The 21321-nt window shown below is 34.1% G+C and carries 21 protein-coding genes; 13 read left to right on the top strand and 8 right to left on the bottom strand.

Annotated features, from left to right (window positions below; all coding sequences use genetic code 11):
* Positions 1–4: 4 nt before the first annotated feature.
* Together ACQH2P_RS01985 and ACQH2P_RS01980 are read left to right on the top strand one after the other, a co-directional pair.
* Positions 5–4165 carry a palindromic element RPE1 domain-containing protein gene (locus ACQH2P_RS01985; RefSeq protein WP_425362779.1) on the top strand — a complete coding sequence of 1387 codons (4161 nt, stop codon included), beginning with the start codon at positions 5–7 and terminating at the stop codon, positions 4163–4165.
* 8 nt (positions 4166–4173) lie between these two features.
* The gene (locus ACQH2P_RS01980) at positions 4174–4644 is read left to right on the top strand and encodes a palindromic element RPE1 domain-containing protein (RefSeq protein ID WP_425362778.1); all 471 of its coding nucleotides are present in this window, start codon (positions 4174–4176) and stop codon (positions 4642–4644) included.
* A 56-nt stretch (positions 4645–4700) separates the two neighbouring features.
* Here the strand turns inward: ACQH2P_RS01980 and ACQH2P_RS01975 are convergent, their stop codons facing one another.
* Positions 4701–5924 (bottom strand): IS256 family transposase, encoded by a 1224-nt coding sequence (locus ACQH2P_RS01975; RefSeq protein WP_425362497.1) that lies wholly within the window; start codon positions 5922–5924, stop codon positions 4701–4703.
* Between ACQH2P_RS01975 and ACQH2P_RS01970 the strand changes: the two genes are divergently transcribed.
* The 3 genes from ACQH2P_RS01970 to tnpB (ACQH2P_RS01960) are packed head-to-tail and all read left to right on the top strand — an operon-like array spanning position 5909 to position 7245.
* Positions 5909–6499 (top strand): DNA adenine methylase, encoded by a 591-nt coding sequence (locus tag ACQH2P_RS01970; RefSeq protein ID WP_425362777.1) that lies wholly within the window; start codon positions 5909–5911, stop codon positions 6497–6499. The genes ACQH2P_RS01975 and ACQH2P_RS01970 overlap by 16 nt on opposite strands.
* A 15-nt stretch (positions 6500–6514) precedes the next feature.
* Positions 6515–6904, top strand: coding sequence for a hypothetical protein (locus ACQH2P_RS01965; RefSeq protein WP_425362660.1), 390 nt, complete (start codon positions 6515–6517; stop codon positions 6902–6904).
* On the top strand, positions 6892–7245 hold the full coding sequence (gene tnpB / locus ACQH2P_RS01960) for an IS66 family insertion sequence element accessory protein TnpB (RefSeq protein WP_425362591.1): 354 nt from the start codon (positions 6892–6894) through the stop codon (positions 7243–7245). Before ACQH2P_RS01965 ends, tnpB (ACQH2P_RS01960) begins: the two co-directional genes overlap by 13 nt.
* On the opposite strand, the gene ACQH2P_RS01955 is transcribed toward tnpB (ACQH2P_RS01960), so the two are convergent.
* From ACQH2P_RS01955 to ACQH2P_RS01940, 4 genes are all read right to left on the bottom strand, one after another.
* Complete coding sequence (locus tag ACQH2P_RS01955) at positions 7242–8351, bottom strand: IS66 family transposase (RefSeq protein WP_425362670.1); 1110 nt, start codon at positions 8349–8351, stop codon at positions 7242–7244. The two genes, tnpB (ACQH2P_RS01960) and ACQH2P_RS01955, sit on opposite strands and share 4 nt — an antisense overlap.
* Before the next feature lie 38 nt (positions 8352–8389).
* Positions 8390–8623, bottom strand: coding sequence for a hypothetical protein (locus ACQH2P_RS01950; RefSeq protein ID WP_425362621.1), 234 nt, complete (start codon positions 8621–8623; stop codon positions 8390–8392).
* 30 nt (positions 8624–8653) lie between these two features.
* Positions 8654–8887, bottom strand: coding sequence for a hypothetical protein (locus ACQH2P_RS01945; protein ID WP_425362589.1), 234 nt, complete (start codon positions 8885–8887; stop codon positions 8654–8656).
* Positions 8888–9161: 274 nt separating this feature from the next.
* Positions 9162–9758 carry a Panacea domain-containing protein gene (locus ACQH2P_RS01940; RefSeq protein ID WP_425362776.1) on the bottom strand — a complete coding sequence of 199 codons (597 nt, stop codon included), beginning with the start codon at positions 9756–9758 and terminating at the stop codon, positions 9162–9164.
* Between the two features lie 186 nt (positions 9759–9944).
* On the opposite strand from ACQH2P_RS01940, the gene ACQH2P_RS01935 reads away from it, so the two are divergent.
* The 6 genes from ACQH2P_RS01935 (at position 9945) to ACQH2P_RS01910 (ending at position 16250) form a co-directional block, all read left to right on the top strand.
* The gene (locus tag ACQH2P_RS01935) at positions 9945–10760 is read left to right on the top strand and encodes a hypothetical protein (RefSeq protein WP_425362775.1); all 816 of its coding nucleotides are present in this window, start codon (positions 9945–9947) and stop codon (positions 10758–10760) included.
* A 40-nt stretch (positions 10761–10800) separates the two neighbouring features.
* Positions 10801–11337, top strand: coding sequence for a hypothetical protein (locus tag ACQH2P_RS01930; protein ID WP_425362774.1), 537 nt, complete (start codon positions 10801–10803; stop codon positions 11335–11337).
* Positions 11315–11779: a lysozyme gene (locus ACQH2P_RS01925; RefSeq protein WP_425362773.1), complete on the top strand. Its 465-nt coding sequence runs from the start codon at positions 11315–11317 to the stop codon at positions 11777–11779. The genes ACQH2P_RS01930 and ACQH2P_RS01925 overlap by 23 nt, the downstream gene beginning before the upstream one ends.
* Before the next feature lie 168 nt (positions 11780–11947).
* Positions 11948–12460 carry a hypothetical protein gene (locus ACQH2P_RS01920; protein WP_425362772.1) on the top strand — a complete coding sequence of 171 codons (513 nt, stop codon included), beginning with the start codon at positions 11948–11950 and terminating at the stop codon, positions 12458–12460.
* Positions 12461–12554: 94 nt separating this feature from the next.
* Entirely contained in the window at positions 12555–13883 is a 1329-nt protein-coding gene (locus tag ACQH2P_RS01915) for an MFS transporter (RefSeq protein WP_425362771.1), read from the top strand.
* 534 nt (positions 13884–14417) lie between these two features.
* On the top strand, positions 14418–16250 hold the full coding sequence (locus tag ACQH2P_RS01910; RefSeq protein ID WP_425362770.1) for a leucine-rich repeat domain-containing protein: 1833 nt from the start codon (positions 14418–14420) through the stop codon (positions 16248–16250).
* 89 nt (positions 16251–16339) lie between these two features.
* Here ACQH2P_RS01910 and ACQH2P_RS01905 read toward each other — a convergent pair whose 3' ends face one another.
* Together ACQH2P_RS01905 and ACQH2P_RS01900 are read right to left on the bottom strand one after the other, a co-directional pair.
* On the bottom strand, positions 16340–17086 hold the full coding sequence (locus tag ACQH2P_RS01905) for a leucine-rich repeat domain-containing protein (RefSeq protein ID WP_425362769.1): 747 nt from the start codon (positions 17084–17086) through the stop codon (positions 16340–16342).
* Positions 17087–17234: 148 nt separating this feature from the next.
* Positions 17235–18137 (bottom strand): sensor histidine kinase, encoded by a 903-nt coding sequence (locus ACQH2P_RS01900; RefSeq protein ID WP_425362768.1) that lies wholly within the window; start codon positions 18135–18137, stop codon positions 17235–17237.
* Between the two features lie 540 nt (positions 18138–18677).
* On the opposite strand from ACQH2P_RS01900, the gene ACQH2P_RS01895 reads away from it, so the two are divergent.
* Both ACQH2P_RS01895 and tnpB (ACQH2P_RS01890) read left to right on the top strand, forming a co-directional pair.
* Positions 18678–19703: a DNA adenine methylase gene (locus tag ACQH2P_RS01895; protein WP_425362767.1), complete on the top strand. Its 1026-nt coding sequence runs from the start codon at positions 18678–18680 to the stop codon at positions 19701–19703.
* Positions 19691–20044, top strand: a complete 354-nt coding sequence (gene tnpB, locus ACQH2P_RS01890) for an IS66 family insertion sequence element accessory protein TnpB (RefSeq protein WP_425362766.1) — start codon at positions 19691–19693, stop codon at positions 20042–20044. The genes ACQH2P_RS01895 and tnpB (ACQH2P_RS01890) overlap by 13 nt, the downstream gene beginning before the upstream one ends.
* On the opposite strand, the gene ACQH2P_RS01885 is transcribed toward tnpB (ACQH2P_RS01890), so the two are convergent.
* A complete protein-coding gene (locus tag ACQH2P_RS01885; protein ID WP_425362590.1) occupies positions 20041–21150 on the bottom strand; it encodes an IS66 family transposase in 1110 nt (369 codons plus the stop codon). The two genes, tnpB (ACQH2P_RS01890) and ACQH2P_RS01885, sit on opposite strands and share 4 nt — an antisense overlap.
* Positions 21151–21321: the final 171 nt, after the last annotated feature.

Genomic DNA, 21321 nt, shown 5'->3' with positions numbered 1-21321 from the left:
TACGATGGAAAATGATGACAGCTTAAATAGTTACTCAGGTTATCGGGCAAATAGCAAACCAATTCACCCACGTTACTATTCTACCTTATTACCGGAGCGTATATCTTATAATAGTGTCTTTGATTTGTTAGGTAGTAGTAAATGGGATGTTTGGCGAGCAGTTAGCCGGCAAGCTTATGCAGATAGTCCAAGCCTATCAACCTTATGGCGATCTTTTAACCCACAACATATTATTGATCCTGAGTTCCAGGATATTGCTGAATATTCTGAGAATTATAATAACAAATTAACCAAAGAAGATTTTGAGCAAAAATATAGTGACTCAGGTTTAAAATATGACCCTAATTTTACCAATCAATTAGTAGAAGATATTTTAGAGAGGAAAAAGCAGCGAGAAATTAATGAGTATATCATTGCTGCGGGTAAAGGCGGATTAGTGGAAGCTATTGGCAAATTTGGAGCTGAGATAGTATTTGGTAATTTGTCGGTAATTAACATTGCTGCTAGCTTCGTTCCTATTGGTGGGCAAGCAAGATGGGCGGCAGCTGCTTTAAAATATGGCATACTTCCAACAACATTAGCTAAGGGTTTTGTCTGTGGTGCTGTAGGTCAGGCAGCTATCGAACCATTTCTTTATAATGAGCGACTTACTGAACAAAGACCTTATGACTTGTCGGATAGTTTGATTAATATTATAGAAAGTGGTTTATTTGGTGCAACTTTACACGGTCTTGGTTATTCGGCTAAATATTTGCGAGACAAATTGTACTTACATTCCAATAAGCTACGTCCTGAGATTGAGACCTTACATCCGATAGTTGATAGTCAGTTAAAAGAGAATATTGATGCCGTACTAAAAGAGACATTTCCTCAAGAGAGGATAATAGGAACTGAGCAAGTTGATAGTCAAATACCAACAAGTGCCAATGCCAACGCTGAAAACAGTTCTTTATCAAGGTTAACTGAATTACAAGCAAAGAAATTACAATTAATTACGGCAGCTGAGCAACAATATCCTTTATATTCTGTCCAGCAGAGGAAAATAGCAGAATTACAACAACATATGCATGATCAGTTTGGTACTAATGGCAAGATTGAGCAAGTACCAAAATGGTTCTTGGATATTTTACTAGAGGAAGAAGGCAAATTACAACAATTATATCAGGAACATATTAATAACCCGGAGTTTCAGGAATATTTGACAGCAGTAAAACAATTAGATCAGCAAATTATCAATAATTTACGACGTCAGCAATGGGAGACTAAAGGCTATGATTTATCGCCTGAGGATTTATATATAGCAAGAAAGCAGCTAGAGGAAGGCAAGCATATAAATCTTGAGAACCCACAAGAAGCTGAATCTTTTTACCATGGTGATGATGAGAAATTTGATACTAGCAATGCTGCTCCCAATCTACAAGAGCATCTAGCTTCTTTAGAAGTTGACATAGCCCATCTACCTGAACAACAAAAGGTTACTTATCAAGCAGAAGCCATCAAGCAAGATGTTATTTACCAACGAACCGAAGAAATCTTACGCAAGGTTAAGCAAGGGGCAGACCCTTCAGAACTAGAGGAATTATTTAAAACTCTAGCTCTTGTCGATCAGCAATTAGTAGATAAGCTAAAAACTATCCATAAAGAGTTTGTCGGACAGGAAAGATTAGATTTGCTAGAAAGAGACAAAAAAATAGATATGTTCATTGATGATTTTAAGAATGAACACTTTGTAAAAAAAAGAAATAATGCCCTAAATTTACTCAAGATGGCTGCCATAGAGAGATTTATTAGAAATCATACTAATAAGGTTGCTGCGATAAAAGAATATTTACGGCAAGTTGATTTACGACAACAAACTACTGCCAAAGAGCTGTTATTTGGTCTTACAAGAGATTTAGAGAAAGCTGGTGTGATACACGAGTTTGGAGACGTCCGTTACCAGGATGCAATAATACAGGAATTATGGAATATCAGCCATCCTGATAAAAAGCCGACTGGTAGTGAAAGGGCAATGATAGTCGCTCAAATAATCAATAAATGGCAAACAGCTGCCATCAATAGAGCTAATCTAGCAGGTGGTTATATAATACCGTTAGAAGGTTATATTACTAAACAAGAGCATAATAGTCTTAAACTTCGAGAAGCGGGTTATGAGCCATGGTTGAAATTTATCTATCCGCTACTTGATCACCAGAAAATTGCTAAACTAAATGACAAAATAGATTATAAGGCAATATTTAATAATCTTGCCAGTAGCATTCATTTAAAAGATACTGACCAATATTTAAATATAGCATTTACTCACATTAAAGGTAGTAACTTAGCTGATGTGGCATCAGCTAGTAGGAAACTACATTTTAAATCGCCAGAAGCTTGGTTAGCATATCAGAAGGAGTTTGGTAATTACGTACAAAATGACTTTGTTGACCAAATCATTAGCCCTTTAATTAAAAGCCGATCTTTTATCGCTGATTCGATAGTTAGTAACCTTAATATACTAGGTCGGAGCATCGGGGTGATGGAGAGTATGGGTTGTAATCCTGAGTTAATGCTACAATCAATCAAAGGTACTTTTACCAGGGAACTACAAGAATTAGCAACTAAAGACCCAGCTATTAGCCCTCCTTCGAAACTCGCTTATGCTGAGGGATTTGAAGGAGACTCGGAACGCAGAACCGCAGCGTACTCTAATGTACGTGAGGATTCGAGTACCGCATCGACGTACAAATCACCAGCAGAAGTAGAGTTTCGAAGGAGGGCTTTAAAGCAATTAGCAATACTGAGTAATCCAAACAGTTTTGTCAATCAGTTAGACCTAATGCTAGGAGTTAAGCCACAAATACCGTCAGTTGATCGTATCCTTGGAGCTTATCGCTCTTGGAAATGTATGGCAAATCTTGGCAAAGTGGTACTTTCTTCAATACCTGATATGATCACTTTTGTCAGTGAGTTACAAAATAATGGCATACCACTAATGAAATCTTATGCGAATATATTGCAAGTGTCGGTTACAGGTTTTAATGGTGAAAAGAAAAAAGAACTTGCTAGTTTGCTTGGTGTGGCTGTAGATTCACTACTTGGTCATAGTCATTCTCGTTTTGCAGGAGAATACCCAGTATCTGGGGGCGTATTTAAACTTACCAATGCATTTTTTAAACTAAATTTTATGGAATGGTGGGATAATGCTTGGAAATCTACAGTTGGTAATTTGTTATCGCATAATTTAGCGTCACAAGTCAATAAACCCTTTAACTCGCTATATCATAACTTACAGATTTTGCTTAATAGATATGGGATTAATGAAAGTAACTGGCATCTTTATCAGCATTTAGTGCAGCAAATAGAGAATAAACCATATTTAATACCCGATATGGCATTACTACCTGATCATTTACTAGACCAACATTTACAACAACAAAGTGGTAATAGTATAATCAGCCCTATTAATAGGGATAGACTCAAGCAGGACTTAACCAATAATTTACGAAGATATTTACTTGACCGAGTTGATACAGCTATTGCCACTCCGCATACTGCTGAAAGGAATGCTGTATTATTTGGTAATTTAGGCATTAAGGCAGGTTCGCCAGCTGCCGCGGTGATTAAGTGTATAATGCAGTTTAAAACTTTTGCCTATACTTACATTACTAGACCGTTAAAATCAGTAACCATCGATCAGATACCAACCCATCAACAAATAGGTAGTGGCAATTTATTGGATTTAGGAACATGGAAGGATATTGCTAAATCAATGAGAAACCCAACTAGTATTAAAATGTTGTTGCAATTATTACCGGGTTCCATAGGGCTTGGTTACCTATCAATCAATGCTAAAAGGTTATTTGACGGAAAAGAATGGCTTGATCCAAATGAAGAAGGAGTATTTATGGCATCCTTATTACAGGGTGGTGGTCTTGGATTATTTGGAGATTTTTTCTTTAATGAGTATGATAGTTATAATAATCTGCTTAAAGCTTTAGCAGGAACTATGGGTAGTGATATCATTGATTTTGGCACAATAGTTACTTTAATCAAAAATGGTGAGGTGGATAAGGCAGAAGAGTTGCTTAAGAAATCCCTTCAAAGAAACATCCCAGGTCGTAATTTATTCTACCTACAGCCGGCTTTATGCGGTTTCCATGACTGCCATAGCTTGAATTGGTAAGAAAAATAATGCCCATAATAATTGAAAATGACAATAGACCTTTTGCAAAACTCGCTTATGCTGAGGAATTTGAAGGAGACGCGGAACGGAGAACCGCAGCGTACTCTAATGTACGTGAGGATTCGAGTACCGCATCGACGTACAAATTACCAGCAGAAGTAGAGTTAGGCAAGAGGTCTAATAAAGCAAAACCATTTGTAAAATGGGTAGGTGGAAAAAGAAGTTTAATAAAAGAACTATCCACAAGAACACCGCAAACTTATAAAAGCTATTATGAGCCATTTATAGGAGGCGGAGCCTTGTTGTTTGCTCTTGCTCCATCTAGTGCGACTATATCAGACATAAATCGAGATTTAGTTATTACATATGCTGTGATAAAACATAAACCTCAAGAATTGATAAAGCTACTGGCAAAACATAAAGTAAATCATGGTGAAGAATATTATTACAAAATCCGAAAACACTTTATTAATGGTTAATGATAATGATATAGAGGCTCTGTCCAGAAAAGTGTGTAAATTTCCAAAATAGGTCATTAAATTTTGTTAAGCCTATCTTCAAATTTGATCATCAAATGAGCCATAGCTTCATTCCAGTTGGGAATAGGCATAGTCCATTTTTTGGTCATATAGTCAATTGTCAAATATAAGCTTTTAAAAACAGCACTATCACTAGGGAAAACACGCTTATTATTTGTTACTTTACGCAATTGACTATTAACAGATTCAACTGAATTAGTGGTATAAATTACCTTTCTAATTGCCTCTGGATATCCTAGAAAAATCATTAAATTATCCCAATGATTATACCATGATTTGGCAATTTGTGGATATTGTTTATTCCATTTTTCTTCAAAATATACTAAAGCTAAATGTGCTTGTTCTTCCGTTGCTGCAGTATATATCGGCTTTAAATCGCTAGCCACCTGCTTCCTATCTTTATATGATACGTATTTTAAACTATTTCTAATCTGATGTACAATACATAATTGATGTTCTGTTTTTGGATAAACTGCTTCTATCGCCTCAGACATACCAGTAAGATTATCACTACAGGCAATCAGTATATCCTTTAATCCTCTATTTTTCATTTCAGTAAAATTACCAAGCCAAAATTTTGCCCCTTCATTTTCACTGATCCATAATCCCAATATATCTTTTCTACCAGATAAATCAATCCCTAATGCAACATATATTGCCTTGTTAATTATCCTTTTGTCTTGCCTAACTTTTACTACTAAACAATCAAAAAATACTATCGGATATATCTCTTCTAACGGTCTACTCTGCCAAGCTTTTACATCATCCATTACATCATCGGTGATCTGACTGATTAAACTCTCACTTATTTCAACACTATACAACTCTTGTAATTGAACCTTAATATCAGATACACTCATACCTTTAGCATATAATGATAAGACTTTATCATCAAAACCATCAAAACGTTTTTGTCTTTTCGGTAGTATTGCTGGTTCAAAGGTACTACGCCTATCTCTTGGTACTTCTATCTCAACCGCTCCATGTTCGGAGATCAGTTTTTTGCTAGTTATACCATTACGAGCATTATCATTATCTACACGACTGTATTTATCATAGCCTAGATGATTATTCAATTCTGACTGCAATGCCTTCTCTATCAAGCGTTTGGTCAATTCTTTTAATAATCCTCCTTCTTTCAGTATTGTGCTTACATCTGTATCATTATCTATTAATAAATCTACTGCTTGCTTTATTGATTCATTTGTTTTTTTATTCATGTAATTTCCTTTTTTGTTATATTTTTATATATAACCTATCTCGAAATTTACACACTTTTCTGGACAGAGCCGATATAGAAATTGCTGGACGTTTTATATATCTTAATAAAACCTGTTATAACGGGCTTTATAGAGTTAATAACAAAGGTGAATTTAATGTACCTATGGGAACGTACAAAAATCCAGCAATAGTTGATGAGGCAAATATAATAGCTTGTAGCAAATTATTACAAAATGTTAATATAAAATATCAAGATTTCAGCAAAATTTCTCCAAATGAAGGTGATTTTGTTTATATTGACCCTCCTTATCATCCTATAAATAATAAATCGTTTACTAAATATACAAAATTTGATTTTACAGAAACAGATCAGATAAAACTTTATCAAAAATGTAAAGAGTTAAACGATAAAGGCGTATATTTTATGCTTTCAAATTCTAATATCCAGTTTATAAGGCATATGTATAAAGATTTCTATATAGAGATTATCGAAACACCACGTTCTATTGTATACTTGCAGCAAAACTGCATAACTCTATCTAATTTTTTTGTTAGTATAAAATTTATTTTATAAATTTGGGTTCCTACTATGCAAATACCATCAATTACTATTGAGCAAGTAGCTCAGCAATTTAAAGCCTGGCGTCAAACTAAAACTAACAAGTTTGATCCCATACCAAACCATCTAAAGGAATTAGTTCGCCAGCTACTCCATCACTATTCTTGCAAAGATATAGCCAAACATCTCAATATTAATAAAACAATAATTAGTTCAATTCAACGTATACTTGCAGCAAAACTGCAACAAGATATTAATTTCCTTCCATTTCAACTAGTAAATTCTATAGATACTGATCCTGTGGCTACTCCCAAACAAAATTACTACACTTGCCACATTATTAAACCAAATGGTACCAAGCTTATTATCCAAACATTGGATCCAAAAATCATAATTCAGACATTTCTATGCTGCAACTAACCCCTCAGTCAGTTATTTTTGTTGCCACTATTGCCATCGACTTTCGTAAGGGTATCGATGGTTTAATAGCTGTTTGCAGACAAAAACTTTCTTCCAACCCTCTTAATGGTTCCTTGTTTTTATTCTATAATAAAAACAGAACTGCCATTAAAATTTTGTCCTTTGATGGTCAAGGCTTTTGGTTATGCTCTAAACGCCTATCCAAAGGTAAATTTACGGCAAAACTTTCCCCATCTGATAATTCATCTTATCAGATTTGTTATAGAACCTTACACATTCTTATTCATAATGGTGATCCTAGTTCTGCCAAACTCTCTAATGATTGGCTTCCTGTCATTTAAGCTGCCGTCTCGATTAATTCCGTATTATTTATATATCTTGCATAGGCAAAAGGCGTATAATTCGTAGGATGCTTCTTTGCTTTGCTGCTCTGCTCTTGCAGCCAATTTAAATATTTAAAGGCATTGATCTCGTTCTCACTACAAGTCTTTACTATACTATACAGACCACTATGTATCTCAGCACTATTGATTGTTTTAAAGAATAATGAATTCTTCCTTTGTAAAATAATGGTACGTAGTGACCTCTCAGCCCAATTATTATCAAGACTGCTAACTGGAATTTTCAAAAATTGCGTCAAACCTTCTTTATTATTTAACCAATATTTCATAGCTTGCCCAAACCTACTATTAGGCTCAACTTTCTTGTCGTTAAATAATTCGTCTATTTTGTTATATATGTTTTCTATATATTTACTGCTATGTTCCTGATGGTACTTCAGCTTTTCCTCAAGGCTCATCTCTTTACATTGATGTTCATTATGGTAAATCCCACCAGTCTGTTTGAGAAAATATCCGCATTCTTCAGGGTAATATGGTTCATTCTCTGTAAATTTTCTCTGCCCATGTGACAAACAATTGATCATCACTATTATTGCCAGTAATTCTTTATCTGCTTCTGATAATACCGGGTTATTATTGTTACTTGCATCAGTCATTAAATGAATAGAATCAGTCCTATTCTTACGATTCTTTAGTACGTTACCAATATTTTCCCCGCCATGCTTATTACCGGTAAAATATAAAACTATCACCTCATTATTTGTAGTTTTAGCACATATAGTAGTGGTATAACAGCTGCGTCCTTTCTTATTTTGAGTACGTAATTTTTTATTGGCTACAGTAATTTCTAAAATCCTGGCTCTAGTATCATCAAGGTTCAGTGAACTACATTCGGCAGCCATTTCCAATAATACCCTGTAAATTTCAGCTCCACCACCTTCTTGCCAAACATCTAAATATTGTTGCCACAACGAGCTATGGGATACAGGAACCCCGCTTAAACTTTGCAACCTAGATAAACGATAGAAGGGAGTACCGTAGGTCTTTTGTAACACTATTGCACTTTTGCTACTATTTGTCCATTTGTTGATATTTTTATTGTTCATAACTGTATAATCGCAAGCATTACAGCGTAACGTTTTCTTTACATATCTGTTGACTGTAATTGGAGCATTACCTGTAAATTGTAGCAATTTTCTAGCTTCACTATTATAGAGTTTACCATTATCACAGTGAGGACAGCTATCACCACTACAAAAATTCTCAGGAGATAAATAGCTGGTATTCGCATCCTGATAATCATCAAATCCATATTTACCTTGCCAATTACTGCGATCTCTCTTCTTGGACTCATCGTACTCTTCTTCATTACCACCATTCTTATTATCAGATTCACTCGGTGGTTCTTTTAATGAATCTGAACTATCTTTTTTTTGTTATCTGCCTTAAAACCAATCATCATCTCCTTAAGCTTATTTATACTGATGTTTGATGATGCTAGCTTGTCTATTAGTTCGTTACAAAATTTCACAAGTTCTATCACCGCTTGCTGATCATCTCCTGTTAATGAACTTGCCTTAATATGTTGTATTAGTTCTTCTCGTTCCTCAGCACTTAAGGTCGCTACTTTTGGCTTTTTCATTTTGATTCATTCATTACGTTTAATAATTGAAATGTTATAGTATAACTGATAGTTTTTCAACCAGTTTTTTTACTAATCGGTGATATTTGCATAGTAGGAACCCAAATTTATAAAATAAATTCATACTACCAAAAAAATTTAATAGAGTTATGCAGTTTTGCTGCAAGTATACGAAACACCACGTTCTATTAATTGTAAAGCTAATGGCAGGAAAAAGGCAGAAGAGGTTTTGATTAGGAATTATATCTAGGTCGTTACTAGGTTGAACAAAATTTTAATTGTCTAGGTTTGGAATATTTTTAAGCGAATGCAGGAACCCCAATGTATAATTCATACACCATTGAGCTTCAGCATTTTCTATTTGAGTAATATCTTCTTTTGAAATTGATAAAAGATAATCTTTAATATCCCTTATTACATCAGTTTTAAAGAACTTACACATTTCTTCTTTCGTAATAATTTTATTTTGGCGTATAATAGCTTCACACCAAATAGAATGTGTATGTATTAAATTACGTAAATACGCAGCTGTATGCTCACCATAAAAAGAATAGACTTTATAAATTAATTCTTTCTGATTTTTGCTATAAATAGCAAAACGTATTTCTTCAGGCGGAGGAATGCCATCATCTTCAAAATTACCAAATGTTGAACATAAAGATCGTGTTACTGGTCCATGTTCCCAGGCTTCAATCTCTTCTGCAAAAAGCGGTCTATCAAATAAAGCAAGACTTATTCCTTGAGCAAAATATATTAGTTTTTGTAGCTTTAGTTGGGTTATGGTATCGCCGGCTTTTCTATCTACTAAAACTAAAAAATAATTAGCTATATCCAAACAACTAAGTATCTTGTTTCTTTGTTTTTTATTCATAACTATTCTTAAATTTTGTTCACAGCACCTAATTGAATTTTATGATTTCAATTTAACAGATATTGACTAAAAACCCAAGAGTTATTATAGCAATTTATGATGTAAAAATATCACAATACTTGATGCAAACTACAATTTTTTATGCTATAATAAATCCTCTGAAACACAGGTATTATAGAGGTTTATATGAGAAAAATTGCAGTCAGATTTAACAAGTTACAAGATATAGAAAATCTTAAAAAAATCATGAGAAATGTTTACGCGAGTAATAGTGATCATTTACCAGATATCGCTAAATTTCATTTGGGCGAGAAGATTTTTATACCAAGTCAGGTAGAGAAAGCGGAGTTGCACATAATCACTGCCAGCGGCACTGAAATTATAACATTTTCTAAAGCTACACTAAGCTTTTATTTAGGCACGCAACATCCTTTTGCTAAAGTAGCCATGACCTCTGAGAATGAAGGTAATTATATTGTCCTGCCTTGGAATTTAGATAGCCGAACTGGTAGAGATAATCTGAGGAACCTAATCAACCGAATTCCTAGCAACGTTAGAGAGCTAAAATATATCATCCATATTGATGATTATAATATTAATAGTCAAACCAACCTAAATAATAGTAGCAGTTTAAGTCAAAGCCTAACTTCACTAGCTAGTTTACACCTATCAGATATTGCGGCAGAAGATGAAACAGAAGGTTTACTTAAAAGAATAGATGATTTAGAAAAACAAATAGAAGGTTTAGAAAATAAGCTGCAAATTCGAGAACAAGCTGCTAAGGAGCAAAATTGGACTTTAGTCCTACCAATAAGTACCCTATCTAATGGCGGTGGTACTCGCATATCTCCTAACATGTTTCTTAATGGTTCTACTATGACATCAAAAGGTTGGGTGAGTCATGCCAACCTTAACAAGATTGTCGGTAATGTTACTCTTGATCTTATTAATAAGAAACTAACTATTGATGGTAATATTTATGGTTATGTTGATGTTGCTTAAGCCCAATAGGTCTAATATTTAATAACTTTTAGAGATTTATATGATAGCGATATTAAGTGCCTTTATAGGATTTTGCAGTAGTTTTATACCGGAGATTTTGCATTTTCTCAAAGACAAGAAGGACAAGGAACATGAGCTTAAATTAATTGATTTGCAGTTAAAAGCTTTAAAGACTGGTCATAGTGCTAGACTTGAGGAAATCCAAATTAAGGCTGATAATGATGAGAATAAATATCTATATCAATATGCTGGTATGCAAACAACCAGTAACAGCAGTAATAATTGGGTAGATTTTTTAGCTACCAGCGTTAGACCAATGATTACTTATATATTTTTCCTGCTCTATGCAGCATTAAAAATAGCCATCTTCATAAAATTTGGTGCATCAGTGGACACCATATGGAGCAGTGAAGACCAAGGCATATTCTGTGCAGTTATTGGTTTTTGGTTCGGTCATCGGGCTTTTGGCAGATACCGAGTTAATGGTAACAATAAAGGTTATCTCTATGGTAATGGCAGTGGTAACGGTCACACCTATGTCAATGGTAGTGGCAATGGTAAGATTAATGGCTACTAATATTACTAGTAATAGTAAAGCAGAATATATCATTAAGAGCTTTGAAGGACTAAGATTGCAACCATATTATTGCCCGGCTGGTTTAAAAACTATTGGCTGGGGGCATGTGATAAAAGAGTACGAGCAACAACAAATGTCTGATGGTATCTCGCGAGAACACGCTGATTACTTACTAGAGCAGGATGTAGAACAAGCTAAATATGCCATTTATCGACATTGCGGCGTACCATTAAACTACTGCCAAGAAGGGGCTTTGATATCATTTGTCTTTAACTGTGGAGCTGGTGCCTTTCAAGTTTCCAGTTTACGACAGAAGTTGCTACGAGGTGAATATTTATCAGCTGCCGATGAATTTCCTAAATGGGTTTATGCCCGTGGTATCAAGCTTAAGGGTTTGATTAGAAGACGATTATTAGAAAGAGCAATATTTTTACAGAACTAGATATGACAGGGCAGTTTAAAAGTCGTAGAAAAAATAACCAACGTCATTGCGAGAAGCCGCGAAGCTAGAACGAAGTAATCCAAAAAAGTGAGCAGAAATGGATTGCTTCGTCGGCTTACGCCTCCTCGCAATGACATTTAGGAACCATCATATAACAAGGATAAAAAAATGAAAGCCGCAAGGATAAAAATAGAAAAGAATCAAGAGCAGTATCAAAACATTGTTAGCCAAAATGTTGTTAATTTGAGCAAGAAGAAAAATAAACCTCAAGAAGTTGTAGTAAATGATACTATAAAACAGACTTCTCCTGAGGTGACATCGCAAACTATGCCGCAAACTGTTGAGCAGGCAAGAAAACACTATGCTATTTCTAGCAATAATGATAGTGTTGCCAGCCAGAATATCATTGAGGCAAATGAGTCAATAGCTGAAAAAGTGAAAGAGCTGAATCAGTTGGAGGAGATACATCAAAAGCTAATCTGCAAGGAAGATAGCCTAAAGCTAGAAGTGATGAACTATATGCAATTCCATATTTACCTAAAAATGGGCGATCATATGCTTGTCTCGTGGAAGAACTGTACTCGCAGAACATTTGACCTACCAAAGTTCAAAGTTGATTACCCTGAAATATATAGCGAATATGTCAAAGAAATTTCTCCCAGACTGTTTAAGCTTTATTAAGATTCCGGTGATATTTATTAACTAAGATTTATTTTTCACTTTTAATATTGTTTTTTCTTGCTATCATTAATAGCCAGTCTATTGATGATAAAAAATGATAGGATATCCACAACAACAAACAAGTTTTAAAAAACAACAAAAAGAAACTATGTGGTTACTGTCAATAGGAACATTCCTTGAATATTTTGATTTGATGATATATGTACACATGGCGATAGTTCTTAATGAATTATTTTTTCCCAAAGTTGATCCACCCACTACCGCTTTATATTGTGCAGCTACTTTTTGCTCAACTTACTTACTTAGACCATTAGGGGCTTTAATATTTGGATGGATAGGTGATAATATCGGGCGTAAGGCAACAGTTATCATCACAACTTTCATGATGTCATCTGCTTGCATTGTTATGGCTATTCTGCCTACTTACGAACAAATAGGAGGTGTAGCGGCTTGGGTAGCTATTACCTGCCGGGCTGTTCAAGGTATATCTTCTCTGGGCGAAATAGTAGGGACAGAACTTTATTTAACCGAAACACTTCACCCACCAATACAATATGCAAGTGTTGGATTGATAGGGGCTTGTGCTACCTTAGGAAAGTTAGCTGCTTTAGCAATTGCCTCACTTGTTGTTTATAATATTTTTAACTGGCGTATGGCATTTTGGATAGGTGGAGTAATTGCCTTGATTGGTTCCGTTGCCAGAAACAAACTTAGAGAAGCTCCAGAGTTTGCTGATGCAAAACGTCGAATAAAAAAAGTTTTTAAAAAAACTAATACAGATATAAATATTTTACAAGACGATCCCATTTGGCAAGAAAAAGTTAATAAAAAAACCGTACTAGCTTTCTTTTTATTACAATGTCCTTTACCGGTATGTATTTATTTTGTTTATATATATTGTGCTAATATTTTAAAAACTAGCTTTGGTTACACACTATCCGAAATTATTCACCATAATTTTATTGTCTGTATAATGGAGCTGTTAACCACATTAATATTATGTTATTTAAGTTGCAAAGTGTATCCATTAGTAATCATGAAAATTATACTTATAATATTTTCTATTTTTATGATATTTTGTCCGTATTTATTGAATAATCTTAATTCTCCTTATCAGTTATTTCTGATTCAATTCGTTATACTCTTATGGAAAAAATGCTTAGACCCGGCTACTCCCATTTGTTTAAAAAGTTTTCCTGTATTTAAACGTTTTACTTGTGCTAGCATAACATTTGCTGTATCTCGTGCCTTGATGTATGTTATTAGTGCTTTTGGTTTTGTCTACCTTATTGAGTGTTTTGGCAATTGGGGAATATGGGTTATTATGATTCCGACAATTATCGGTTTTGCTTATGGATTATCTCATTTTGAAAATCTGACAAAACCAGCTGAAATCACCTCCTCAAAAAAATGTATAGTTTAGGAGACTATAGCTCAAAATATAATTAATTAGTCATCTCCGACAGTCTCCTATAGCAAGTGGCTTATAGTCAATAGATAAATTTTGGTAACATAGATTGATTAATTGTTGCTCGGCTGTTGGTATTTCCAAGTAGACACAACGAGTACAATATTTTTAAAAATTATTGTCACTAACCTATGTAAATTTTATAAAACTAGTTGCTGTGATTATTTTGTTACTTTATTAAAAAATTAATAGTTTTTTTAATTTTTTTATTTGCACAAGTTTTAATTTTCATTCATCATATTAAAAATAGCTATCAATTTGGTTTGTTATTTTTTGAGTTAGTTGTTTGGGTCTGTTTTCTAGATATTTAGCCCTACATATAAGGTTTGTTTGTAAAGATTATAGGCTGTTTTTCCTATTTACAAGCTAATTAATATAAAAATTAGTACATATTGCTAAGTGTATATCTAGGATAAGAAAAACAGAAGTAGGCTATCTAATTTTCACTAAAAGCTACTTAGAACTAATTAAATTTATGAGGTAAATATTATGCCTAGACCTATACTTAAAAAAGTTATCGAAGATTTGCAAGCAGGAAAGGATATTAAGGGAATAGATTTGAAACGTAACCAGATAGGCGATGAGGGAGCGAAGGCAATAGCACGTGCCTTAGAGAACAATAAAACTTTGACGACAATAAACTTGAATGACAACCAGATAGGCGATGAGGGAGCGAAGGCAATAGCACATGCCTTAGAGAACAATAAAACTTTGACGACAATAAACTTGAATGACAACCAGATAGGCGATGAGGGAGCGAAGGCAATAGCACATGCCTTAGAGAACAATAAAACTTTGACGACAATAGATTTGGGATTGAGCCAGATAGGCGATGAGGGAGCGAAGGCAATAGCACACGCCTTAGAGAACAATAACACTTTGACGACAATAGATTTGGGATGGAACCGGATAGGCTATGAGGGAGCGAAGGCAATAGCAGACGCCTTAGAGAACAATAAAACTTTGACGAAAATAGATTTGCAACATAACCAGATAGGCTATGAGGGAGCGAAGGCAATAGCAGACGCCTTAGAGAACAATAAAACTGTAACAAACATAGATTTGGGTAGCAACAAGATAGGCGATGAGGGAGCGAAGGCAATAGCACGTGCCTTAGAGAACAATAAAACTTTGACGGAAATAAATTTGTGGGGTAACCAGATAGGCGATGAGGGAGCGAAGGCAATAGCAGACGCCTTAGAGAACAATCACACTTTGACGGCAATAAGTTTGTGGAGGAACAATATAGGCTATGAGGGAGCGAAGGCAATAGCAGACGCCTTAGAGAAAAATAAAACTTTGACGACAATAGATTTGGGATGCAACCAGATAGGCTATGAGGGAGCGAAGGCAATAGCAGACGCCTTAGAGAACAATAAAACTTTGACGACAATAAGTTTGGGATGGAACCAGATAGGCTATGAGGGAGCGAAGGCAATAGCACACGCCTTAGAGAACAATAAAACTGTAACAAACATAGATTTGGGTAGCAACCAGATAGGCGATGAGGGAGCGAAGGCAATAGCAGACGCCTTAGAGAACAATAAAACTTTGACGACAATAAGTTTGGGATGGAACCAGATAGGCGATGAGGGAGCGAAGGCAATAGCAGACGCCTTAGAGAACAATCACACTTTGACGGCAATAAGTTTGTGGAGGAACAATATAGGCTATGAGGGAGCGAAGGCACTAGCACACGCCTTAGAGAAAAATCACACTTTGACGACAATAAATTTGGGTGAAAACAAGATAGGCTATGAGTTACAAAATGATATAAATAAACTATTATATAAAAACAAATTACAAGCAGAAGAATTATCTAAGAAGATCGATCAAGGAATAGATTTTGTACAAGAACAATTGCTTCCTGCTGATAATATAAAGGCAGAAGAGCAGCAAGGAATTTTCAAAAAAATTCAACAAATTAAAGAAATCGTACAAGAGCAAAAATTAGCACATCCAGAAAAGGTACATGATGCGGTACTTGCCGAAATAAATAGCCATAAGAATAATGTTCTGAAAGCAAAGGGTGATAAAGAAATACAACAGCTTGTTAATGAATATAAGTATGATGTTATGCTGCTACAATTAAAGAAAATGCAACAATTAGAGGTGGCTATAGGGGAAATAACACCGCTTAAGGGGCAGTCATCAATTCAAGAAACGCTAACACAACAGATAAAACATAGCTCAGGAACGAAAACAGTCAGTTATCATGATTGTAAGTTGTTATTATCTGACGCAAGTAATTCCGATGATTTATATAAAGCGTTTGAGAGGTTATTAACAGGAGATGTTGTCCAGCCAGCAGGAGAGGCTTAAGAATTTTCAAGCGAATTTCTAAATATTACAAAAGTCTGAATAAATATTAAGTTATTTTTTATTATTCAGGTTTTTGTATTTAGAGCCTGTTAAACCATAGACAATCTCCCCAGTTTTTTGTTGTGGTTCTCTAGAGTCTTAGTTAACAAAATTTCTACTTCATAACTAGTATTTTCACTTTCCAAATCTGTGAAATCTATTATTATTACGCTTGTAATTTTATTAGACTCTAGAATTTTCATCAGTTCCATTGCCCCATTGTCAGTAATATAGTTATTGCTAAGATTTATTTGGCTTGTGGTTCCATTAATTTCCAAAGCTTGAATAATTTTGATAAACCCAACATCACCAATATCATTAGCATTGAGATTCATTTGCTCTATAGTGCTATTGCTATTATTTGCTAAAAACTTGGCTAGTATAATTGCTCCTTGATCACCAATATTATTGTCACTAAGATTTATTTGCTTGATAGTTTTATTATTTGTTAGAAACTCCGCTAGTATTATTGCCCCTTGATCACCAATATTGTTACATTCAAGGTCTATATTAGATAAGTTGTGATTAGTCCCTAACGTTTTGACCAGCAGACTTAATCCATCAGAGCCAATATTGTTGTTACAAAGATTTATTTTGGTTATCAGCTCATTATGCTCCAAAGCTTTGCTAACTATCTTAATTCCTTCTACACCTATCTTGTCTTCGGTAAGATTTATGTGGGTTATATTATTGCTCTGCAAAATGTTTCTAAGTATTTGTGCAGCAATATTAGTGATATTATTTATTTCTTCAGTAATAAATTTGTTTTGTTGTTGATTTTTAACACTGGTAGTCATAAAATTAATTCCTATTTTTGTCATAGATAATAGACGCTGGGGTTAGTTTGCATTGCTTTCCCTAACCTCAGTGTGTGACACCCCGTAATATCCTGTCCCCAAATACTCTCATTAATCAGAACACAGTTGTTTTTCCCTTGTTATGGTGTTAAACATTATTAATCTCATCATTGTTAAAATCTTCAGCTGAATGCAGTGTTACCGGTATTTGTAAAATGACAATCGTACCTTTACCTTGCATACTGCTAATGTCAATTTTACCATTTAGTTCGTAAATAAATTGTTTGATTAAGTTTAAGCCTAAACCTAATTCTATACTTGATTCTGAAATATCTTTGCCATTGTTAGTAGAGCTAGTAAAGATAAGAGAGCCATCGAGGCTATTTAACTGCTTATAGAGATATTGTTGCATCTCTTCAGACAGACCAATAGCCGTATTATGAATAACAAATTGTAAAATATCTTTATCATTTTGTGGTTCTAAGGTTTTTGCAGCAAAAAAATTGCTAGTTAAAATAATACTATCTTGCTCAGTGAAAATAATGGCATTACTAATTAACTGAGTTAATATTGTTTTAATTCGAAAACTATCGCCAATGAGACAACTTGGCAGATTCCCAAAATGATTCTCCAGTTTTATGCCTTTATACTTAGATGTTATGACTAGTTTAGCAATAACGTTCTCTATTAACTGAAAAGGGTAAAATCTTTCAGAAATTATGGGTATGACGCTTGTGCTAGTAGTTGAGCTTGAATAGCACTCAGTAAAATCTAGAATATTTTGAGAGTAATCAAATAGTTCTTTAGCATAATCGGCAATATCAGCAGAGAACTGATTGATTTGAGAATTAACTACTTCATGAAGTAGTTCTATACGGTGCCAAATGTTATTACAGGAAGCTTTTGTGTTAAGAGCTGTATTTTTTATGAAGTCTTGGTGTATTAAAATATTTTGTTGTAACTCAATAATAATATCACGACTGATATTATTATTTTCATTAGTAGATTTATTTTGTTTGTTTTCTTGTTGATTTTTAATATCGGTAGGCATAGAATTAACTCCTATTTTACTGTGGTGAAGTAGACACTGAGGTTAGAGAAAAATTTGATGTATTTGGTATCTAACCTTAGTGCTTGACATTTACACTACGTAACGTCTATTAACAAATATCCTTATTTTTCCTCAGAGTACAGCGGTTTTTTCACAATTAGTAAATTTTTTTATAAAATTTTTTAGAATAGTGTTAAACCAGAGACAGTGAGTAAAGTTATCATTGATAGTTAAGGGCTGAATAGCTGATAAGTAAGCCGTAAATTAGCTGCTGTAAGCCTTGTATTACAAGGCTTACAGTGCATAAATACTGCTTATAAACTTTTCCAATCTAAGGCAAATATGAGTCTAAAATTGTATCAGGTTTTTTTGCACCAAATAAAGCTAATTGTTTAGCAAAAGCAAGGGCGTATTTTCATTGATTTTGACTTCTGAACCACCATTTTTACCAACATACTGATGATTATTGTAGCACTTTTGTGATATTTATGATACAATAAGTGAGATATTTATGTACTTGAATAATGAATACTTACCATCATGGCTACTACTAAAAATAATCCGTTACCATTTTTTAATTGGGTTGGCGGCAAAAGAAAACTCGCTGATCAATTAATAAAATATGTTCCTGCTACCTTCAATAATTATTATGAGCCTTTTCTTGGCGGTGGGGCATTATTCTTCAAAATAAAAGATAGGTGTCAGAAATGTTTTCTATCTGATATTAATTTAGAATTAGTTACCAGCTACAATGCTGTAAAAAAGAATCCAACAGCAGTAAGTGATTTATTTGCAACCCATAAAGAACAACACTCAAAAAAATATTATTATCGCGTACAAAAACATAATGACAGCAATGACCCTACTAACATCACTGCTCGGTTTCTTTATTTAAATAAATATTCTTTCATGGGTATGTATCGAGTTAATAAGAGTGGTAAGCTTTGTTTGTCCTTTTCTTCTAAAAAATATAATAGTGCTAATATTGACAAGAAATTACAACAATGTAGTAGCTTTCTAAGTGATGCCTTAATTTACGTTACTGACTTCTCGTTTATCGTATACTTGCAGCAAAACTGCATAACTCTATCTAATTTTTTTGTTAGTATAAAATTTATTTTATACATTTGGGTTCCTACTATGCAAATACCATCAATTACTGTTGAGCAAGTAGCTCAGCAATTTAAAGCCTGGCGTCAAACTAAAACTAACAAGTTTGATCCCATACCAAACCATCTAAAGGAATTAGTTCGCCAGCTACTCCATCACTATTCTTGCAAAGATATAGCCAAACATCTCAATATTAATAAAACAATAATTAGTTCAATTCAACAAGCCCATCAACCTTCCCTCAAAACTTCTCCTACCTCAACTTCAAATAAAGTTCTACAACACGATATTAATTTTCTCCCATTTCAACTAGTAAATTCTATAGATACTGATCCTGTGGCTACTCCCAAACAAAATTACTACACTTGCCACATTATTAAGCCAAATGGTACCAAGCTTATTATTCAAACACTAGAGCTAAAAACCATAATTCAAACATTTCTATGCTGCAACTAACCCCTCAGTCAGTTATTTTTGTTGCCACTATTGCCATCGACTTTCGTAAGGGTATCGATGGTTTAATAGCTGTTTGCAGACAAAAACTTTCTTCCAACCCTCTTAATGGTTACTTGTTTTTATTCTATAATAAAAACAGAACTGCCATTAAAATTTTGTCCTTTGACGGTCAAGGCTTTTGGTTATGCTCTAAACGCCTATCCAAAGGTAAATTTACGGCAAAACTTTCCCCATCTGATAATTCATCTTATCAGATTTGTTATAGAACCTTACACATTCTTATTCATAATGGCGATCCTAGTTCTGCCAAACTCTCCAATGATTGGCTTCCTGTCATTTAAGCTGCCGTCTCGATTAATTCCGTATTATTTATATATCTTGCATAGGCAAAAGGTGTATAATTCGTAGGATGCTTCTTTGCTTTGCTACTCTGCTCTTGCAGCCAATTTAAATATTTAAATGCATTGATCCCGTTCTCACTACAAGTCTTTACTATACTATACAGACCACTATGTATCTCAGCACTATTGATTGTTTTAAAGAATAATGAATTCTTCCTTTGTAAAATAATGGTACGTAGTGACCTCTCAGCCCAATTATTATCAAGACTGCTAACTGGAATTTTCAAAAATTGCGTCAAACCTTCTTTATTATTTAACCAATATTTCATAGCTTGCCCAAACCTACTATTAGGCTCAACTTTCTTGTCGTTAAATAATTCGTCTATTTTGTTATATATGTTTTCTATATATTTACTGCTATGTTCCTGATGGTACTTCAGCTTTTCCTCAAGGCTCATCTCTTTACATTGATGTTCATTATGGTAAATCCCACCAGTTTGTTTGAGAAAATATCCGCATTCTTCAGGATAGTATGGTTCATTATCTGTAAATTTCCTCTGTCCATGTGATAAACAGTTGATCATAATTATTATTGCTAGTAATTCTTTATCTGCTTCTGATAATACTGGGTTATTATTGTTACTTGCATCAGTCATTAAATGAATAGAATCAGTCCTATTCTTACGATTCTTTAGTACGTTACCAATATTTTCCCCGCCATGCTTATTACCGGTAAAATATAAAACTATCACCTCATTATTGGCAGTCTTAGCACATATAGTAGTGGTATAACAGCTGCGTCCTTTCTTATTTTGAGTACGTAATTTTTTATTGGCTACAGTAATTTCTAAAATTCTAGCTCTAGTATCATCAAGATTCAGTGAGCTACATTCGGCAGCCATTTCCAATAATACCCTGTAAATTTCAGCTCCACCACCTTCTTGCCAAACATCTAAATATTGTTGCCACAACGAGCTATATGATACAGGAACCCCGCTTAAACTTTGCAACCTAGATAAACGATAGAAGGGAGTACCGTAGGTCTTTTGTAACACTATTGCACTTTTGCTACTATTTGTCCATTTGTTGATATTCTTATTGTTCATAACTGTATAATCGCAAGCATTACAGCGTAACGTTTTCTTTACATATCTGTTGACTGTAATTGGAGCATTACCTGTAAATTGTAGCAATTTTCTAGCTTCACTATTATAGAGTTTACCATTATCACAGTGAGGACAGCTATCACCACTACAAAAATTCTCAGGAGCTAAATA

This window comes from Candidatus Tisiphia endosymbiont of Hybos culiciformis, assembly GCF_964030975.1.
Classification (GTDB): Bacteria; Pseudomonadota; Alphaproteobacteria; order Rickettsiales; family Rickettsiaceae; genus Tisiphia.
This window is presented reverse-complemented; position numbering and strand designations above follow the sequence as displayed.

What these genes read in the sequence shown, in the direction of transcription:
- ACQH2P_RS01940 (WP_425362776.1), bottom strand. Translation starts at nt 9,758, where the DNA reads ATGAATAAAAAACAAAGAAACAAGATACTTAGTTGTTTGGATATAGCT.
- ACQH2P_RS01930 (WP_425362774.1), top strand. Translation starts at nt 10,801, where the DNA reads ATGATAGCGATATTAAGTGCCTTTATAGGATTTTGCAGTAGTTTTATA.
- ACQH2P_RS01935 (WP_425362775.1), top strand. Translation starts at nt 9,945, where the DNA reads ATGAGAAAAATTGCAGTCAGATTTAACAAGTTACAAGATATAGAAAAT.
- tnpB (WP_425362591.1), top strand. Translation starts at nt 6,892, where the DNA reads ATGCTGCAACTAACCCCTCAGTCAGTTATTTTTGTTGCCACTATTGCC.
- ACQH2P_RS01985 (WP_425362779.1), top strand. Translation starts at nt 5, where the DNA reads ATGGAAAATGATGACAGCTTAAATAGTTACTCAGGTTATCGGGCAAAT.
- tnpB (WP_425362766.1), top strand. Translation starts at nt 19,691, where the DNA reads ATGCTGCAACTAACCCCTCAGTCAGTTATTTTTGTTGCCACTATTGCC.
- ACQH2P_RS01915 (WP_425362771.1), top strand. Translation starts at nt 12,555, where the DNA reads ATGATAGGATATCCACAACAACAAACAAGTTTTAAAAAACAACAAAAA.
- ACQH2P_RS01925 (WP_425362773.1), top strand. Translation starts at nt 11,315, where the DNA reads ATGGTAAGATTAATGGCTACTAATATTACTAGTAATAGTAAAGCAGAA.
- ACQH2P_RS01965 (WP_425362660.1), top strand. Translation starts at nt 6,515, where the DNA reads ATGCAAATACCATCAATTACTATTGAGCAAGTAGCTCAGCAATTTAAA.
- ACQH2P_RS01905 (WP_425362769.1), bottom strand. Translation starts at nt 17,086, where the DNA reads ATGACTACCAGTGTTAAAAATCAACAACAAAACAAATTTATTACTGAA.
- ACQH2P_RS01980 (WP_425362778.1), top strand. Translation starts at nt 4,174, where the DNA reads ATGCCCATAATAATTGAAAATGACAATAGACCTTTTGCAAAACTCGCT.
- ACQH2P_RS01920 (WP_425362772.1), top strand. Translation starts at nt 11,948, where the DNA reads ATGAAAGCCGCAAGGATAAAAATAGAAAAGAATCAAGAGCAGTATCAA.
- ACQH2P_RS01885 (WP_425362590.1), bottom strand. Translation starts at nt 21,150, where the DNA reads ATGAACAATAAGAATATCAACAAATGGACAAATAGTAGCAAAAGTGCA.
- ACQH2P_RS01900 (WP_425362768.1), bottom strand. Translation starts at nt 18,137, where the DNA reads ATGCCTACCGATATTAAAAATCAACAAGAAAACAAACAAAATAAATCT.
- ACQH2P_RS01955 (WP_425362670.1), bottom strand. Translation starts at nt 8,351, where the DNA reads ATGAACAATAAAAATATCAACAAATGGACAAATAGTAGCAAAAGTGCA.
- ACQH2P_RS01895 (WP_425362767.1), top strand. Translation starts at nt 18,678, where the DNA reads ATGGCTACTACTAAAAATAATCCGTTACCATTTTTTAATTGGGTTGGC.
- ACQH2P_RS01950 (WP_425362621.1), bottom strand. Translation starts at nt 8,623, where the DNA reads ATGGTGGTAATGAAGAAGAGTACGATGAGTCCAAGAAGAGAGATCGCA.
- ACQH2P_RS01910 (WP_425362770.1), top strand. Translation starts at nt 14,418, where the DNA reads ATGCCTAGACCTATACTTAAAAAAGTTATCGAAGATTTGCAAGCAGGA.
- ACQH2P_RS01945 (WP_425362589.1), bottom strand. Translation starts at nt 8,887, where the DNA reads ATGAAAAAGCCAAAAGTAGCGACCTTAAGTGCTGAGGAACGAGAAGAA.
- ACQH2P_RS01975 (WP_425362497.1), bottom strand. Translation starts at nt 5,924, where the DNA reads ATGAATAAAAAAACAAATGAATCAATAAAGCAAGCAGTAGATTTATTA.